This is a genomic window from Arthrobacter sp. ZGTC212, assembly GCF_002929255.1.
Classification (GTDB): domain Bacteria; phylum Actinomycetota; class Actinomycetes; order Actinomycetales; family Micrococcaceae; genus Arthrobacter_B; species Arthrobacter_B sunyaminii.
Genome location: NZ_PJIJ01000003.1, coordinates 356,030 through 372,321, shown reverse-complemented (window position 1 = coordinate 372,321; position 16,292 = coordinate 356,030). Strand labels below are relative to the sequence as shown.

General features: G+C 65.8%; 15 protein-coding genes. 10 read left to right on the top strand and 5 right to left on the bottom strand.

Annotated elements, in window-relative coordinates; translation table 11 throughout:
• Positions 1 to 24: 24 nt before the first annotated feature.
• Genes CXQ89_RS14005 through manA form a run of 4 tightly spaced genes read left to right on the top strand, consistent with a single transcriptional unit; the run spans position 25 to position 4,808 of the window.
• Positions 25 to 1,194: a 5-(carboxyamino)imidazole ribonucleotide synthase gene (locus tag CXQ89_RS14005; protein WP_104161685.1), complete on the top strand. Its 1,170-nt coding sequence runs from the start codon at positions 25 to 27 to the stop codon at positions 1,192 to 1,194.
• Positions 1,195 to 1,722: a 5-(carboxyamino)imidazole ribonucleotide mutase gene (gene purE / locus CXQ89_RS14000; RefSeq protein ID WP_104055190.1), complete on the top strand. Its 528-nt coding sequence runs from the start codon at positions 1,195 to 1,197 to the stop codon at positions 1,720 to 1,722.
• Positions 1,723 to 1,731: 9 nt separating this feature from the next.
• Positions 1,732 to 3,384: an LCP family protein gene (locus CXQ89_RS13995; RefSeq protein WP_104161684.1), complete on the top strand. Its 1,653-nt coding sequence runs from the start codon at positions 1,732 to 1,734 to the stop codon at positions 3,382 to 3,384.
• A 35-nt stretch (positions 3,385 to 3,419) separates the two neighbouring features.
• Positions 3,420 to 4,808 (top strand): mannose-6-phosphate isomerase, class I, encoded by a 1,389-nt coding sequence (gene manA / locus CXQ89_RS13990; protein ID WP_104161916.1) that lies wholly within the window; start codon positions 3,420 to 3,422, stop codon positions 4,806 to 4,808.
• A 56-nt stretch (positions 4,809 to 4,864) separates the two neighbouring features.
• Here the strand turns inward: manA and CXQ89_RS13985 are convergent, their stop codons facing one another.
• A complete protein-coding gene (locus CXQ89_RS13985) occupies positions 4,865 to 5,893 on the bottom strand; it encodes a peptidoglycan bridge formation glycyltransferase FemA/FemB family protein (RefSeq protein WP_104161683.1) in 1,029 nt (342 codons plus the stop codon).
• A gap of 77 nt (positions 5,894 to 5,970) precedes the next feature.
• On the opposite strand from CXQ89_RS13985, the gene CXQ89_RS13980 reads away from it, so the two are divergent.
• Positions 5,971 to 6,822 carry a TspO/MBR family protein gene (locus CXQ89_RS13980; RefSeq protein WP_104161682.1) on the top strand — a complete coding sequence of 284 codons (852 nt, stop codon included), beginning with the start codon at positions 5,971 to 5,973 and terminating at the stop codon, positions 6,820 to 6,822.
• A gap of 67 nt (positions 6,823 to 6,889) precedes the next feature.
• On the opposite strand, the gene glpX is transcribed toward CXQ89_RS13980, so the two are convergent.
• The gene (gene glpX, locus CXQ89_RS13975; protein ID WP_104055186.1) at positions 6,890 to 7,930 is read right to left on the bottom strand and encodes a class II fructose-bisphosphatase; all 1,041 of its coding nucleotides are present in this window, start codon (positions 7,928 to 7,930) and stop codon (positions 6,890 to 6,892) included.
• 166 nt (positions 7,931 to 8,096) lie between these two features.
• Between glpX and CXQ89_RS13970 the strand changes: the two genes are divergently transcribed.
• The 5 genes from CXQ89_RS13970 (at position 8,097) to CXQ89_RS13950 (ending at position 13,488) form a co-directional block, all read left to right on the top strand.
• The gene (locus CXQ89_RS13970) at positions 8,097 to 8,681 is read left to right on the top strand and encodes a DUF4245 domain-containing protein (RefSeq protein ID WP_258060103.1); all 585 of its coding nucleotides are present in this window, start codon (positions 8,097 to 8,099) and stop codon (positions 8,679 to 8,681) included.
• 35 nt (positions 8,682 to 8,716) lie between these two features.
• Entirely contained in the window at positions 8,717 to 9,376 is a 660-nt protein-coding gene (locus tag CXQ89_RS13965; protein WP_104104406.1) for a carbonic anhydrase, read from the top strand.
• A 103-nt stretch (positions 9,377 to 9,479) separates the two neighbouring features.
• Positions 9,480 to 10,901, top strand: a complete 1,422-nt coding sequence (locus CXQ89_RS13960) for a class II fumarate hydratase (RefSeq protein WP_104161681.1) — start codon at positions 9,480 to 9,482, stop codon at positions 10,899 to 10,901.
• A 173-nt stretch (positions 10,902 to 11,074) separates the two neighbouring features.
• Positions 11,075 to 11,758, top strand: coding sequence for a TetR/AcrR family transcriptional regulator (locus CXQ89_RS13955; protein WP_104161680.1), 684 nt, complete (start codon positions 11,075 to 11,077; stop codon positions 11,756 to 11,758).
• A complete protein-coding gene (locus CXQ89_RS13950; RefSeq protein ID WP_104161679.1) occupies positions 11,755 to 13,488 on the top strand; it encodes an MDR family MFS transporter in 1,734 nt (577 codons plus the stop codon). The genes CXQ89_RS13955 and CXQ89_RS13950 overlap by 4 nt, the downstream gene beginning before the upstream one ends.
• Positions 13,489 to 13,687: 199 nt before the next feature.
• Here the strand turns inward: CXQ89_RS13950 and CXQ89_RS13945 are convergent, their stop codons facing one another.
• From CXQ89_RS13945 to CXQ89_RS13935, 3 genes are all read right to left on the bottom strand, one after another.
• Positions 13,688 to 14,158 (bottom strand): NUDIX domain-containing protein, encoded by a 471-nt coding sequence (locus CXQ89_RS13945; RefSeq protein WP_104161678.1) that lies wholly within the window; start codon positions 14,156 to 14,158, stop codon positions 13,688 to 13,690.
• Between the two features lie 4 nt (positions 14,159 to 14,162).
• On the bottom strand, positions 14,163 to 14,675 hold the full coding sequence (locus CXQ89_RS13940) for an A24 family peptidase (RefSeq protein ID WP_104055522.1): 513 nt from the start codon (positions 14,673 to 14,675) through the stop codon (positions 14,163 to 14,165).
• Positions 14,676 to 14,746: 71 nt separating this feature from the next.
• On the bottom strand, positions 14,747 to 16,180 hold the full coding sequence (locus CXQ89_RS13935) for a PhoH family protein (RefSeq protein WP_104161677.1): 1,434 nt from the start codon (positions 16,178 to 16,180) through the stop codon (positions 14,747 to 14,749).
• Between the last annotated feature and the right edge of the window lie 112 nt (positions 16,181 to 16,292).

Here is a 16,292-nt window from a genome sequence, read left to right as displayed (position 1 = left end):
GTCTCTTTTCGGTAACCTAATGTCGTGAGCTTTCCTATAATTGGCGTTGTCGGCGGTGGCCAGCTGGCCCGGATGATGGCCCCCGCAGCAGTGGCCCTTGGTTTCGAACTCCGCGTTCTGGCTGAAGGGCCCGATGTTTCCGCCGTACCCGCCGTTGTCCGTTCAACGGTCGGGGACTACACCGATCTGGAAACGCTGAGCGTGTTCGCCTCCGGGGTGGACGTACTGACCTTTGACCATGAACACGTCCCCGGAGAGCACCTGCACGCCCTTGCCGCCGCGGGCGTCAACGTGCAGCCCTCCCCCGAAGCCCTCATCCATGCCCAGGACAAGCTGGTGATGCGGGCGGCCATTGACCGGCTGGGCCTGCCCAACCCGCGCTGGGCGCCCGTGTCCGGCGTCGCGGATCTGGTGGATTTCGGAAAGGCCGCAGGCTGGCCCGTGGTCCTGAAGACCCCGCGCGGAGGTTATGACGGCAAGGGCGTACGGATCATCAATGATGCCGAAGAGGCGGCCGCAGCTGCAGACTGGTTCACCGGCGAACCGCTGCTGGCCGAGGAGAAGGTCCCCTTCAGCCGCGAACTTTCCGCCCTGGTGGCCCGGACCCCGCAGGGCAGGTCCCTGCCCTGGCCCGTGGTGCACTCCATCCAGGTGGACGGCGTCTGCGACGAAGTCATTGCCCCGGCCCAGGACCTGGACCCCCGGGTCGCAGCGGCCGCACAGGAGGCCGCGCTGCGGATCGCCGATGAACTGGGCGTCACCGGCGTGATGGCCGTGGAGCTGTTCGAAACACCCGGACACGGCGCCGGCTTCCTCATCAACGAACTGGCAATGCGCCCCCACAATTCCGGGCACTGGACCATGGACGGCTCCGTCACCGGACAGTTCGAGCAGCACTTGCGGGCCGTCCTGGACCTCCCGCTGGGCGCCACGGATGTCCTGGGCGGCGTCGTCGTCATGAAGAACTACCTTGGCGGTGCCAACCTGGATCTGTTCAGCAGCTATGCTCAGGCACTGGCTGCCGAACCGGCGGCCAAAATCCACAACTACGGCAAGTCGGTCCGGCCGGGCCGCAAGATCGGGCATGTCAACGTAGTGGGCCGCAGGGCTGCGGACCTGCCCCAGGTGCGCCGCAGCGCTGAACATGCTGCGGCCATCCTCCGTGACGGCACCGATTCCTTGAAGGAGAACTAAATGAGCAGCCGCGACACCCCCCTGGTAGGACTCGTCATGGGCTCTGACTCCGACTGGCCCGTCATGGACGCAGCAGCGGCAGCCCTCGCCGAGTTCGGAATTCCGTATGAGGCCGACGTCGTATCCGCCCACCGGATGCCCACGGAAATGATCGAGTACGGCCAGCAGGCACACCGCCGCGGGCTGCGGGTCATTATCGCCGGAGCCGGCGGCGCAGCCCACCTGCCGGGCATGCTCGCTGCCGTTACCCCCCTTCCGGTCATCGGTGTTCCGGTTCCGCTGAAATACCTCGACGGCATGGATTCCCTGCTGTCCATCGTGCAGATGCCCGCCGGTGTGCCGGTGGCAACCGTGTCCATCGGCGGAGCCCGGAACGCCGGACTGCTGGCTGTGCGGATGCTGGCGGCCGGCACGGATCCCCTGGCAGCCAAGCTGCAGCAGCAGCTGCTGGAGTTCGCGTCCGGACTGCGCCAGACCGCCCTGGCCAAGGGCGCCAATCTGCGCACCTCAGTCACCGGCAGCGACTAGGACCCGCGCATGGATCCGAGGAACAGAGAGAATGACGGCGCCGGCCTGCTGACGGATCCCGTGCGGAATCCGCAGTCGGCACCGCCGCACACCCGCACCAAACGGGCGTTCATCCTGCTGCTGCTCACGCTGGTGCTGCCCGGATCCGCCCAGGTTGTGGCCGGAAACCGCCGGCTGGGCAGGCGGGCCCTGCAGGTGACGTTCACGGTCTGGGCCCTGGTCATCGCCGCACTGGTGCTGGCGATGACCAACCGGATCATGCTGGTGAACCTTGTCACCAACGGCTGGACGTCTTTTGCCCTGATGGTGCTCCTGGGCCTGCTGGCCGTGGGCTGGGCCCTGCTGTTCCTGAACACGCTGCGCATCATCCGTCCGCCCCTGCTGGAGAGGCGGATGCGTCCTGTGATTGCCGGACTGCTGGCCCTCCTGGTGGTCGGCACCAGCGGCGGGCTGGCTTACAGTGCCTACATGCTCAACGTCGGCCGCCACGCTGTGGGCAGCATCTTCGCCTCCGGCCCGTCGCTGGATCCGGTGGACGGCCGCTACAACTTCATGCTGATGGGCGGCGACGCCGGTGAGGACCGGACGGGCCTGCGCCCGGACAGCATGTCCGTGATCAGCGTGGATGCCAAGACCGGCAAGTCCATCACTTTCAGTCTTCCCCGCAACTTCCAGAACGCGCCGTTCCCGGCTGATTCGCCGCTGGCCGAGGTGTATCCGGACGGCTACAACTGCGGTGACGAGTGCATCCTCAACAGCCTCTACCAGACGGTCATGGAAAACTATCCGGACCTCTATCCGGGCTCTGCCGACCCGGGTGCCGAAGCCATGATGGATGCAGCTTCCGGCATCCTGGACCTGGAGGTCCAGGCCTACGTCATCGTGGATATGGAAGGCTTCTCCAAGCTCATTGACGCCATGGGTGGCATCACCATCGACGTCGGAGGCTGGGTTCCGATCACCGCCGGGGAAATCCCCGGCACCAACCGGCACTATCCCCCCGACGGCTGGATTGCTCCGGGCACCCAGAAAATGGACGGCTACACGGCGCTTTGGTACGCCCGGTCGCGGGAATTTGTCACCGACTACCACCGGATTGCCCGGCAGCAGTGCGTACAGCAGGCCATGGTGGCCCAACTGGACCCCGCCACGCTTCTGACCCGCTTCCAGGCCATCGCCTCCGCCGGAGAGCAGATCGTGAAGACGGACCTTCCGCAGGATCAGCTCGGCAGTTTCCTTGACCTGGCCCTCAAGGCCAAGGGCCAGCCGATGGAGCGTCTCACCATCGGCCCGCCCGACTTCGGCACCGCTGCGGACAACTTTGTCACCTACCCGGACTTTGACCAGATCCATGCCCGTGTGGCCGGGATGATCTCCGGCCAGGCTGCGGAGCCGGAACCGGCTGCACCCGCCGAGGCTCCTGCGGAGGAAGCACCTGCTGAGGAAGCACCCGCCGATGACAGCGGTGCCCCCGCACCGGAGACCGGCACAGACACCGGTGCCGATATTGGCACGGAAACCGGTGAGCTGGCGGATCCGGGGGCCGGTGCAGCCGAGCAGCCCGAAATCACCCAGGAGTATCTGCAGTACCTGGCTGAAATCCAGGATGATGCCACTCTGGGAACCCTGCTCAGCAACAATGGGAACTGCAGCCCGGGATAGCACTGCCACACCTGATGACCGCCGAAAAGAGAGCCATGTATCTGCTGAACAACACCCTCCGGCCCTACGCCTGGGGATCGGTAACCGCCATGGCGGAACTTTTTGGCCGGGAGCCCTCCGGCGAGCCGGAAGCTGAACTGTGGATCGGCGCCCACCCGGGTGCGCCGTCGGCCCTGGTGCCGCCGGTGCCGGACGCACAGACCCTGGACGAGCTGATCGCGGCGGATCCGCAGCAGATGCTCGGCCGGGAAACGGCGGCCGCCTTCGGCGGAGTCCTGCCCTTCCTTGCCAAGGTCCTGGCCGCGGGATCGCCGCTGTCCCTGCAGGTTCACCCCACCCGGGAGCAGGCGCAGGCCGGTTTTGCCGCCGAGGAGGCCGCGGGTCTGGACCGCGGTGCCTCGGACCGCAACTATAAGGACGAGAACCACAAGCCGGAAATGATCTTCGCGCTGACGCCGTTCGAAGCACTCTGCGGCTTCCGCGAGCCGGATGAGGCGGCGGAGATCTTCCGGACCGTGGTCCGCGCAGTTTCCACGCAGAACAGCGGGGTTCCGGAGCTGCTGACCTGGGCGGTAAATGAGCTTTCCAGCGGCCATCCCGCACCGGACCGTCTGCAGCGTGTCTTCCGTGCCCTGATCGAAGGCGGCGAAGAGGTGCGGGAAGCTGTCCGTTTGGCCGCCGCCGCCCTCGATGCCGCCGGCACCGGTGACAGTGCAGCCGCCTCCGCCGCCGCCGCCGACGGAGAGCCCGCGCCGTATGCGAAGGAACTGGCCACAGCCGTGGAGCTGAACGCCTACTACCCCGGCGATCCCGGGGTGCTGCTGTCCCTGCTGCTGAACCGCGCGTCCCTGCAGCCCGGCGAGGCCGTCTATCTGCCAGCGGGCAACGTCCACGCCTACCTCAGCGGCCTGGGCATTGAGGTGATGGCATCCTCGGACAATGTGCTGCGCGGCGGACTGACCCCCAAGCACGTGGACGTCCCGGAACTGCTCAAAACGGTGGATTTCCGGCCTCTGGGCATCCCCGCGCTGAAACCGGTGTTCACCCAGATGGGACAGGAGCTCTACCGTCCCCCGTTCGCGGAGTTCATGCTGCAGCGGATCGAACTGGAACAACGGGCACAGGACACTGGCGAGGGATACTCCCCCGCGGCGTCCATGTCCGGCTCCGATGTGTCGGTGCTGCAAAACGGGCCAACCGTGGTGATCGTGGTGCGGGGCACCGTGGTCCTGGATTCCCCCAAGGGCGACCTCGTGCTGGAGACCGGCCAAAGCGCGTTCATCCCGGCCGCCGAAGCGCCGGTCATCGCCAAGCTGTCAGCACATTCGGCCCAGCATGACGACGGCGCCCTCGCCTTCGCCGTGACTGTGGGCTCCACGGACGCGGACCTGCCCGACCCCGCGGCCCCGCGCCTGGACATCTAGCTCGGCTCCGTCCCGCGCAAAGAGCACATGCTAGACACCCGACGGGCGAGGAAACCCTACCGGCGGATCTTGGCCTTGGCTGCTCCGGCCAGTCCGCGCAGCTTCCGCAACCCGTTCTTGGCCAGCGGCAGGGCCGTGGTGAAGACCGGGTACAGCGGAGAGAGCGGCTTGTCCCAGGTCCCGGCCAGCTGGTTCTCGTGCTTGGCCCAGCCCATCTTGAACTTGGACACGCCGTCATTGAGCAGTCCGTTGAAGTCGTAGCGGATAATGCCGCGTTCCTTCATGTCCCGGATAGCGTGCCACTTCAGCGCATAGTTGGCGCGCAGATGCTCGCCCTCTTCGGTCATACCGCCGTAAAGCTCAAACGAGGTGTAATCGCTGGTGGACAGCCACAGGAAGGCGACGACGTCGTTCCCGCTGAACGCCGCGTACACCGGCGAATCCTCGCCCAGGTTGTCGAAGATGTCCAGGTAGTAGCCGTCTTCGTGGATGCCGAACCCGGCGCGCTCGGCCGTCTGCTTGTACACGGCCAGGCACTTGGAAATCTCGTCCCGCGTCACGCGGCGGTACTCCAGCGCCTCGCGCCCGGACTTGCGGATGTACTGGCGGTGTTTCTTGGACATGTCCGCAAGCAGTTCGTCCTCGGTCCGGGAAAGATCCAGGATCAGGGTGCGGCCAATCAGGATGGTATTGGGGGAAGCCTTGAACCCGGCGCCGGGCAGACCGGCGGCGATCTCGCCGTCGGCGTCCCAGTCAGGCTCAATGCTCAGCGCCACCGGACCGTGGGCTTTCTTGACATAGTCGCTGACCGAACCGAGGACCTCGAGCTCACGGCCGGGAACTGACTGCGGGCCGCGCGGGATGTAGGCGAGCGCCTTGAACGGGAACGGCAGCCGGCGCAGCAGCACCTGCGCGGCGCCCACCACCTTGCCGCCGTCGTCCTCGATCAGCAGCCGGTCCACGCTCCAGTTGTGTTCAGCCTTGGTCTTGCCCCAGCCCCACAACTGCTGCGGATGTCCGTTGAAGCTGTTGACGGCTTCGTTCCAGCGGGCGGAATCGGAACAGGGTGTAACGCGCAGTGTCATGCTTTCCAGCCTACCGGGGGTTGCCGAAGCTCCCGGCGCGCCTCCCCTGTGGTCCCGGCCACTTGTTACGCTCGACTATGACTACTTCAACCCCAGGCACCCGTTCCCCGGCCTCGCGAGGAAATGATCTTGCCCGGCAGCTAACGGTCACGGTCTGCTACGTCATCTGCATAGTCGGTTCCGTCATCGGCGTGGGCGTGTTTGGCGGCACGCCCATCGCCGAGGCGGCCGGCGGCGCACTGAACGCTGACGCCACCTATCTGGCCCCGGCCAGCGGTGCCTTCTCCATTTGGTCCGTGATTTACACCGGCCTGGGCGTGTACACAATCTGGCAGTGGCTGCCGTCCCAGCGGTCCTCCGAACGCCAGCGTTCCCTGGGCTGGCTGGTCGCCGCTTCGCTGGTCCTGAACGCCGCGTGGATCCTGACGGTCCAGGCCGGCTGGGTGGCCGTGAGCGTGCTGGTCATCGTGGCCCTGCTCGCGGTCCTCGCGGTCTGCTTCGCCCGCTACTCCCGGACGCCGGCGGCCAACTGGATTGAGGCCATTGCCGTGGACGGAACCCTGGGCCTGTATCTGGGCTGGGTGGCGGTGGCCACCTGCGCCAACACTGCCGCAGCCCTGACCGACGCCGGTTTCGACGGCTTTGGTCTCGCCCCGGAAGTCTGGTCCGTCGGTATCCTGGCCGTCGTCGCGGCCATTGGCGTGGCCCTGGCAGCCTTCGGCCGCGGACGGCTGGCCCCTGCAGCTGCGCTGTCCTGGGGCCTGTCGTGGATTGCCGTGTCCCGCCTCAACGGCGAACTGCTCTCCACCGGAACAGCCATTGCCGCGATTGCCGCGGCCGCCGTCGTCGCCCTTGCCGCTATTGTGTACCGGGTCATTGGCCGCAACCGGATTCCCGCCGCCGCCGCGGTATCCGCCGCACACCGGTAACCTCCCGCCGGGCAGCAAAAAGCCCCGGAATAGATTCCGGGGCTTCGTCTCGCTGGTGGGCTGCTGCCTACTTCAGGCGGGCGTAGGACTCCCACTTGTGTGACTGGTGCTCGCCGTCCACCACTCGGATGGTTCCGGACTTGGAACGCATCACGATGGACTGCGTGAGCACACGGTCCTTGCTGTAGCGCACGCCGCGGACCAGATCGCCGTCGGTGATGCCGGTGGCCGCGAAGTAGCAGTTGTCGCTGGTGACCAGGTCATTGGTGGTCATGACGCGGTCCAGGTCGTGGCCGGCGTCGATCGCCTTCTGCTTCTCCTCATCCGAGGTGGGCCACAGCCGGCCCTGGATGACGCCGCCGAGGGTCTTGATGGCGCAGGCCGTGATGATGCCTTCGGGGGTGCCGCCGATACCCATCAGGGCATCGACGTCGGTGCCCTCACGGGCCGCTGCGATGCCGCCGGCAACGTCGCCGTCCATCAGCATCCGGGTGCGGGCACCGGCGTCGCGGATTTCCTGCACCAGGGGCTTGTGCCGGTCCCGGTCCAGGATCATCACGTTCAACTGGTTGATCTTCTTGCCCTTGGCCTTGGCGATCAGGTGCAGGTTCTGCTTGACCGGCAGGCGCAGGTCCACCATGTCGGCGGCTTCGGGGCCGGTGATCAGTTTTTCCATGTAGAACACGGCGGAGGGGTCAAACATGGTGCCGCGCTCGGCCACGGCCAGCACGGCCACGGCGTTGTTGAGGCCCAGCGCCGTCAGGCGGGTACCGTCGATCGGGTCCACGGCGACATCGCACAGGGCGCCGGTGCCGTCACCCACGTGTTCGCCGTTGTACAGCATGGGGGCTTCGTCTTTTTCGCCTTCACCAATCACCACAACACCGTTGAAGTGCACGGTGGAAATCAGGGAACGCATGGCGTCGACGGCAGCGCCGTCCGCCGCGTTCTTGTCGCCGAAGCCCACCCAGTGGCCGCCGGCGATGGCGGCTGCCTCGGTGACCCGGACCAGTTCCAGGGCCAGGTTCCGGTCCGGCTCGTCGTCGCCTACTGCCAGGGCGGGGGAAAGTGTGGAGTACTGAGCGCCTTTGGACACGTCTAACCTCATCTTCGAAATTTCGATGCGAACCGCTTGGCGATTAACCAAAAACGGATGATCCTTGCTCCGATCATAGTCGGTGTGGCCTGCACCACCGCCAACCGCGCCACATTTGGCCTGTTGCGTTGACCGGCCCGACTAGGAGTTGCAGGCCCGGATAAGCGATCATGGAAAGGTGAGTGAGCAGCAGCAGGACCAAGAGACGCCCGTAACCCCGGTACTGACCCAGAAGCAGGCCAAGCGTGCCAATGCCACGGTGATCGGCATGTTGATCGCGACCGGCATTACGGTGCTGCTGGTCCTGATTCCGGTGCTGCTGAACCCCGCCCCCAAGATGCAGGTCCGCAGTGTCGACGTGAAGGCAACCGCGTCGCAGGCGGCCGGAGATGCCGGGTACGCCCCCCTTGCGCCGGATCTGCCCGAGGGCTGGAGCGCCAATTACGCCCGCTGGGAAGCGACCGGCAGTGCCGGCGTTCCCGTTTGGGAAGTGGGTTACGTCACCCCGGGCATGGAATTTATCCGCCTTTCCGAGACCGGTGCCGGCAACCCCACCTGGATTGCCCAGACCTCCGGCGATGCGAAGGTTGCCGGAGAGCGCACTGCCGGCGGACAGACCTGGGAGCTGCGGGACTCAGCGGACGGCAAGGCCAGCATGGTGCTGGAGTTGAACGGCTTGACCGTGGTCCTCACGGGCGAAGCAGATCTTGCCGAGTTTGATGTCCTCGCAGAAGCGGTAGTCAGCGACCTTAGTAACGATTAACTGCCCGGTGCGGTGCCGGGGTTACGCTAAGACCTGTGAATGAACCCACCGCTTCAGCAATAACACCCGCCCAGGCCTGGCAGACGCTGCGGGAAGGCAATGCCCGCTTTGTCGCCGGTCAGTCCTCACATCCGAACCAGGACGCCAGCAGGCGCAGCTCCCTCGTCCACGAACAAAACCCCTTTGCCGTCATCTTCGGCTGTTCCGACTCCCGACTCGCCGCCGAGATCATCTTCGACCTTGGCCTCGGCGACGCCTTCGTGATCCGCACCGCCGGTCAGGTGATCGACGACGCCGTCCTCGGCTCCCTGGAGTACAGCGTCGCCAAGCTCGGCGTGCCGCTCATTCTGGTGCTGGGCCATGACAGCTGCGGCGCGGTGACCGAAGCCAAGCGCACGGTGGACACGGGCGAGATGCCCGGCGGGCACCTGCGCAACCTCGTGGAACGGATCACACCCTCCGTCCTCGCTGCCCAGCGCAACGGACTCACCGAGGTCAACGACATGGTGGTGGAGCACACCAAGCAGACCGCCGCCCGTCTGGTCGAAAGTTCCTCCATCATTTCCGCAGCCGTCGAGGAAGGCCGGACCGCAGTCATCGGTGTCTCCTACCGGCTGGCCGAAGGCGCAGCAGACCTGGTCTCCGGGTACGGCGCCCTCACCCACCCCGCCGTCGTGCGTTCCCCCGCTTCCTGACCCGAGCAACCCCCGACCGTGGCGCCGGGGACGGAACATGAGCGGCGTCACCGGACGACCGCGCGTTTCTGCCCCGGTGCCCTCGGATACTAGGCTTGGGACCATGACTTCTGACACTCCTGAATACCGCATCGAACATGACACCATGGGCGAGGTCCGGGTCCCGGTCAACGCCCTGTACCGCGCACAGACCCAGCGCGCCGTCGAGAACTTCCCCATCTCGGGCAAGCCGCTGGACGACGCACACATCGAGGCACTGGCCCGCATCAAGAAGGCGGCCGCCACCGCCAACGCCGAACTGGGAGTGCTCGACGACGAGCGCGCCAAGGCAATTGCCGCTGCTGCCGATGAGGTTGCCGCAGGCCAGCACTATGCCCAGTTCCCGATCGACGTGTTCCAGACCGGTTCCGGCACGTCCTCGAACATGAACACCAACGAGGTCCTCGCCGAACTCGCCAGCCGCGCGCTCAAGGCCGCCGGCAGCGAGACCACGGTTCACCCGAACGACCACGTCAACGCCTCGCAGTCCTCCAACGACGTCTTCCCCACCTCCGTACACGTGGCCGCCACCTCGGCCCTGATCAACAACCTGATCCCGGCCCTGGAACACCTGGCCGCTTCCCTGGAGCGCAAGGCTGAAGAGTTCAAGGACGTCGTCAAGTCCGGCCGCACCCACCTCATGGACGCCACCCCGGTGACCCTGGGCCAGGAATTCGGCGGTTACGCCGCCCAGGTCCGCTACGGCATCGAGCGCGTTCAGGCCTCCCTCCCCCGCGTTGCCGAAGTTCCGCTGGGCGGCACCGCCGTCGGCACCGGCATCAACACCCCGGCCGGTTTCCCGCAGCGCGTGATCGAACTGCTGGCTGCCGACACCGGCCTGCCGCTGACCGAAGCCCGGGACCACTTTGAGTCCCAGGCCAACCGCGACGCCCTCGTGGAGGTCTCCGGCATGCTGCGCACCATCGCAGTGTCCTTCTCCAAGATCGCCAACGACCTGCGCTGGATGGGCTCCGGCCCCAACACCGGCCTGGGCGAAATCGCCATCCCCGACCTGCAGCCGGGCTCCTCGATCATGCCGGGCAAGGTCAACCCCGTCATTTCCGAGGCCGTCATGCAGGTGGCCGCACAGGTGGTGGGCAACGACGCCGCCATCGCCTGGGCAGGCACCTTCGGCTACTTCGAGCTCAACGTCGGCATCCCCGTCATCGCCTCGAACCTGCTGGAATCCATCCGCCTGCTGGCCAACTCCTCTGTCATCATGGCGGACAAGATGATCGACGGCATCGAAGCCAACGTGGAGCGCGCCCGCTACCTGGCCGAGGCGTCCCCGTCCATCGTGACGCCGCTGAACAAGTACATCGGCTACGAGAACGCTGCCAAGATCGCCAAGTTCGCGGTCAAGGAAGGCAAGACCATCCGCCAGTCCGTTGTCGAACTCGGTTTCGTCGAGCGCGGCGAGGTCACCGAGGAACAGCTTGACGCCGCCCTTGACGTCCTCTCCATGACGAAGCCGCCGCAGGCCTAGTCCGGCAGCTTTCCCCCAGTAACACCGCAGGTCCGCCGCCCTCAAGCGGCCGACGGCGACAGCAGGGCATCCGGCCGGTTGGCCGGGTGCCCTGCTGTGTACCGGCGTCATCCATTTTGTGAGGCCCTGCTTTTGAATTGCACTCTGCGCCATAGGGTGCAAAACTTTACTTTGTGACTGATAGTGCATTGACTGGTGCATCCCCCGACGGCGGCGGCCTCCGCGAACGCAAACGCATCGCGACCAAGCTCGCCATCATTACCGCGGCCCGCATCCTGACGGCAGAGCGCGGCTTTTCGGGGTACACGGTGGAGGAACTCTGCGAGGAAGTCGGCATTTCCCGGCGTACGTTCTTCAATTACTTCCCGGCCAAGGAAGATGCCGTCCTCGGCTCACCGGCAGACGAGATTCCCGCTGACCTGGCCGAGGAGTTTATTGCCCGGGGAGCCGGTTCCAATCCGGGAGCGGTATCTTCCTCGCTGCTGGCCGACTTCGTGGACTTTGCCGCGGCGGTGATGGACCGGATGGTTATGTCCCGGGACCAGATGGCCTCGCTCAAGCTGGCCGTCGCCGCCGAGCCGCGGCTCCTGGAACGAGTCCTGTACGGATCCCGGGAAGCCGAGGCCGCCTTCGCGGTCATCCTCTCCGCACGTGAAGGCCTGGCAGTCGCCGACCCGAGGATCCAAGCCGCCCTGGCGGTTTTCACCGCTTTGACGCAGCGCGCCGGAGCGGCGTTTTTCGATCCCGGAAACACCCGCCCCTACCGTTCCATCCTCACCGAGGCCGTCAACGCCGTGCACGAAGTGGTTGCCTCTTCCACTCCCCTGACCGATCCCTCTTCCAAGGACCCTTCATGACCGCCACCGACACGCAGGGCTCCGCGCCGCTGCTGTTGACCCAGAAACGCATCTGGATCATTTTCTCCGCCCTGATCGCAGGCATGCTGCTTTCCAGCCTCGACCAGACCATCGTGTCCACCGCCATGCCCACCATCGTGGGTGAGCTGGGCGGCGTCGAGCACCAGACCTGGATCACCACCGCCTATCTGCTGGCGACCACCATCGTGATGCCGATCTACGGCAAATTCGGTGACGTGCTGGGGCGGCGCAATCTCTTCCTTTTCGCCATTGCCCTGTTTACGCTGGCGTCCGTCGGCTGTGCCTTTGCCACTGATTTCTGGGGCTTCGTGATCTTCCGCGCCATCCAGGGCCTGGGCGGCGGCGGTTTGATGATCCTGTCCCAGGCCATCATCGCGGACATTGTGCCGGCCAACGAGCGCGGCAAGTACCTCGGCCCGCTCGGCGGCATCTTTGGCCTCTCCGCCGTCGCCGGTCCCCTGCTCGGCGGGTTCTTCGTGGACCACATGACCTGGGAATGGGCGTTCTACATCAACATCCCCATTGGCATCATCGCCTTCCTGGTTGCCTTCTTCACCCTCACCCTGCCGAACAAAAAGGCCACCAAGCGCATCGACATCGGCGGCGTCGTGTTCCTGTCCATCGCCACCACGTGCCTGATCTTCTTCACTGATTTCGGCGGCCGCGACGATCACGGCTGGACGGATCCGCTGACCGTCGCCTTCGGCGCCGGCATGCTGGCCGCTGCATTCATCTTCGTGATGATTGAGCGCCGGGTCGAGGATCCGATCATTCCGCTGAGCCTGTTCAAGAACCCGATCTTCGTGAACGCCACTGCCATTGGTTTCACCCTGGGCATGGGCATGTTTGCCGCCCTGGCCTTCGTGCCGACGTTCCTGCAAATGTCCACCGGTACCTCCGCCGCAGTATCCGGCCTGCTGATGCTTCCCATGATGGTGGGCCTGATGGGCACCTCCATCTACTCGGGGCTGGCCATCACCAAGACCGGCACATACAAGAAGTACCCCATCATGGGCGCCGCGCTCGTGATCGCTGCAATGCTGTGGATGACCTCGTTGTCCGCAGACACCCCGGTCTGGGTCATTTGTGCACAGCTGTTCGTTTTTGGTGCCGGCCTGGGCTACATCATGCAGGTGGTGGTCCTGGTGGTGCAGAACTCCGTGCCCGTGGACCAGATCGGTACGGCAACCTCCAGCAACAACTACTTCCGCGAGGTCGGCGCCTCACTGGGTGTGGCAATCTTCGGCGCCATGTTCACCTCCCGGCTGGCGGAGAACCTGCATGAGGTCTTCACCGCTGCCGGACTGGACCCAAGTGCGGCAGGAGAAGCCACAGCCACCCTGCAGCCTGCGGTGCTCGAGACACTGCCCGAACCGCTGCGCGAGGGCATTGTCACCGCCTACGCCGATTCTCTGGCACCGGTGTTCTGGTACCTCATTCCGTTCCTGGTGATCGCCCTGGTCCTGGCACTGTTCCTGAAGCAGATTCCGCTCTCCGACGTGGCCGGCATGGTGGCCCGCGGTGAAGCCGTGGGCGGGGCCGACGCAGACCGCCTCGAAGCCGAGCGATTGGCCGCCCTGCAGGGCGGAAAGCCCGGAACCGGGAAGGCATCCGCTGCTACTGACACCGGTTCAGGGCTCCCGTCCGATTCCGGCGCCGCCTCCACTTCCGGCTCCACCCCAGGCTCCGGTCGCCCTGACGCGGACTAGTGCCGCATTCGGCCGTTTCAGGGCCGGAGGCTGCCCCGGGCAAAAGCGGCCGGTTTGGGCTAAAGCAACCGGTTTGGGAATGTGCTGCCGCGGCGCACCGGCAGCGCATTCCCAAAACGGTCGCGGAATCCCAGAGTGGGTATGAAAATCCCGGCACCGACGGCGTCTAAGCCCCCGTCTTGACCTGTCGAAGCGGCGCTCAGCGCTCAAACGCGGGGACGCCGTCGGCCTCCAACGCCAGGTCCAGCAGCATCAGGTGCCGCTCACTGAGCTCGGGCAGGTTATCCAGGTCAAACCAGCCGACGTCGGTGGATTCGTCATCATTCACCCTTGCCTGGCCGCTCACATAGCGGCAGCGGAACCCCACGTTCAGGAAGGTGCACTGATCTCCGTTGGGAAACGTAATGGGACCGTGCGAGCCAACGTGGATGAGGTGCTCGATTTCCGCTGTGACGCCTGTTTCCTCGTGGACTTCCCGGAGGGTGCCGGCCGCAGGTTCCTCCCCCGGCTCCAGCATTCCGGTGACCAGGGTCCAGCGGCCGTTGTCGGTCCGGCGGACCAGCAGCACCTGGCGGTCCTCGTTCAGGACAACACCGGTGATCCCGGGCAGCCACAGGAGTTCGTGGCCGATTTTTTCGCGCAGGGACAGGACAAAATCTGGCGTAGGCATTGTTCTACTGTAGGCCAGGCAGTGCCATGGCGAGCGCGGCGCCGGCCAGCATGAACGGCCCGAAAGCGATGGAGGTTTTCGCCGTTCCCCGCTTGGACAGGATCAGCCACATCCCCCACAGCCCGCCCAGGAGGAAGGCGGCGAAGGTGCCCGCCAGCACGTGCCCCCAGCTGAAAAAGCCCAGCCAGAGCCCCAGGACACCGGCCAGCTTCACATCCCCGAAGCCCAGCCCGGAGGGACTGGCGAACCGCAGCAGGAAGTAGGCGCTCCACAGCACGGCGCCGGCAAGCACCATCCCGGGGATGCGGGATGCTTCGCCGGCGGCCAGGGCAGCTGCACCCAGCAGGACCGCTGACACGGGATAGGCCGGCAGCACGATCCGGTTGGGCAGCCGGTGGGTGGCTGCATCCACCGCGGCAAGCCGCACCGCCAGCACCACAAAGTACACAGCCGCTGCGCACAGCACCCAGAAGGCAGCTCCGCCCATGGACCGGTATTCCCCCATAATCCCCACCATGGGCTCACGGTACGCCATCACCGCCGCCTCCGGCCGGGGCGGTCCCGTCCTGTGGACAAGACCGCGGCGGGTCAGCCGATCTGCCCCTCCTCCAGCAGTTCCGTCACCAGCGCGGCAATCGGGGAGCGCTCGGAGCGCGTCAGAGTGATGTGCCCAAACAGCGGATGGCCCTTCAGCGTCTCAACGACGGCGGCCACCCCGTCATGGCGCCCCACCCGCAGGTTGTCGCGCTGCGCGACGTCGTGGGTGAGGACCACGCGGGAGTTCTGGCCGATCCGGGACAGCACGGTCAGGAGCACATTCTTTTCCAGTGACTGTGCCTCATCCACGATGACAAAGGAATCGTGCAGGGACCGGCCCCGGATATGGGTCAGTGGAAGGACCTCCAGCATGTCCCGGTCCAGGACCTCCTCCAGCACCTCCTTGGACACCAGCGCCTCGAGTGTGTCGAACACAGCCTGTCCCCACGGCCCCATTTTGTCGGCCTCCGTGCCGGGCAGGTAGCCCAGCTCCTGTCCGCCGACGGCGTACAGCGGGCGGAAGACCACCACCTTGCGGTGTTCCCGGCGCTCCAGCACGGCTTCCAGCCCGGCGCACAGTGCCAAGGCAGACTTGCCGGTGCCTGCGCGGCCGCCGAGGGACACAATTCCCACCTCCGAGTCCATCAGCAGGTCGATCGCCAGCCGCTGCTCCGCCGAACGGCCGTGCAGGCCAAACACATCACGGTCCCCACGGACCAGCCGCACCTGCTTATCAGCGCCCACCCGTCCCAGTGCGGAGCCCCTGCCGGAGAGCAGCACCACCCCGGTGTTCACCGGCAGTTCGGCCGCTGCCGGAATGAACACGGGACGGTGTTCATACAGGCCGTCCACGTCGGCTTCGGCAACATCCAATTCAACGACGCCGGTCCAGCCCGTGTCACGGACAAGATCGCTGCGGTACTCGTCGGTTTTCAGTCCCACGGCGGAGGCCTTGACCCGCATGGGCAGGTCCTTGGAGACGACTGTGATGTTGCGTCCCTCGTCGGCCAGGTTCCGGGCCACGGCGAGGATGCGGCTGTCATTGTCGGTTCCGCGGATGCCTGCCGGAAGGACATCCACCGACACATGGTTCAGTTCCACGCGCAGGGTGCCCCCGGAATCGCCCAGCGGGATGGGCTCGCTCAGCCCCCCGTGCTCAATCCGCAGGTCATCCAACAGGCGCAGGGCAGCCCGGGCAAAATAGCCCAATTCGGGATCATGGCGCTTTTTCTCCAATTCAGTAATGACGACCAGCGGAACAATCACTTCATGTTCGGCGAAACGCAGGATGGCCCTGGGGTCCGAGAGCAGGACCGAGGTGTCCAGCACATAGCCGGCCTGGTCGACGTCGGGAGCGGTTCGCGGGGAAGAAGAAAGGGCCACGGAGACTCCAGTCAGGGGCAAGCGCCCCGGATAGCTGGGCGGGGAGGTCCGCAGACCGGGAAAGGCCGGGCTGGGGCCTTTCTGCAACACTCTGCTGAGCATCCGGCCTCCGGTTCCATCAGCGGGTCGCTGATCAATAGCACCAAGGTACGCCGCAGGTGCCCCGGGCCGCAGCAGGACACGGCCCGGTTTTTATCTGCCTGCCCGGAGTTAA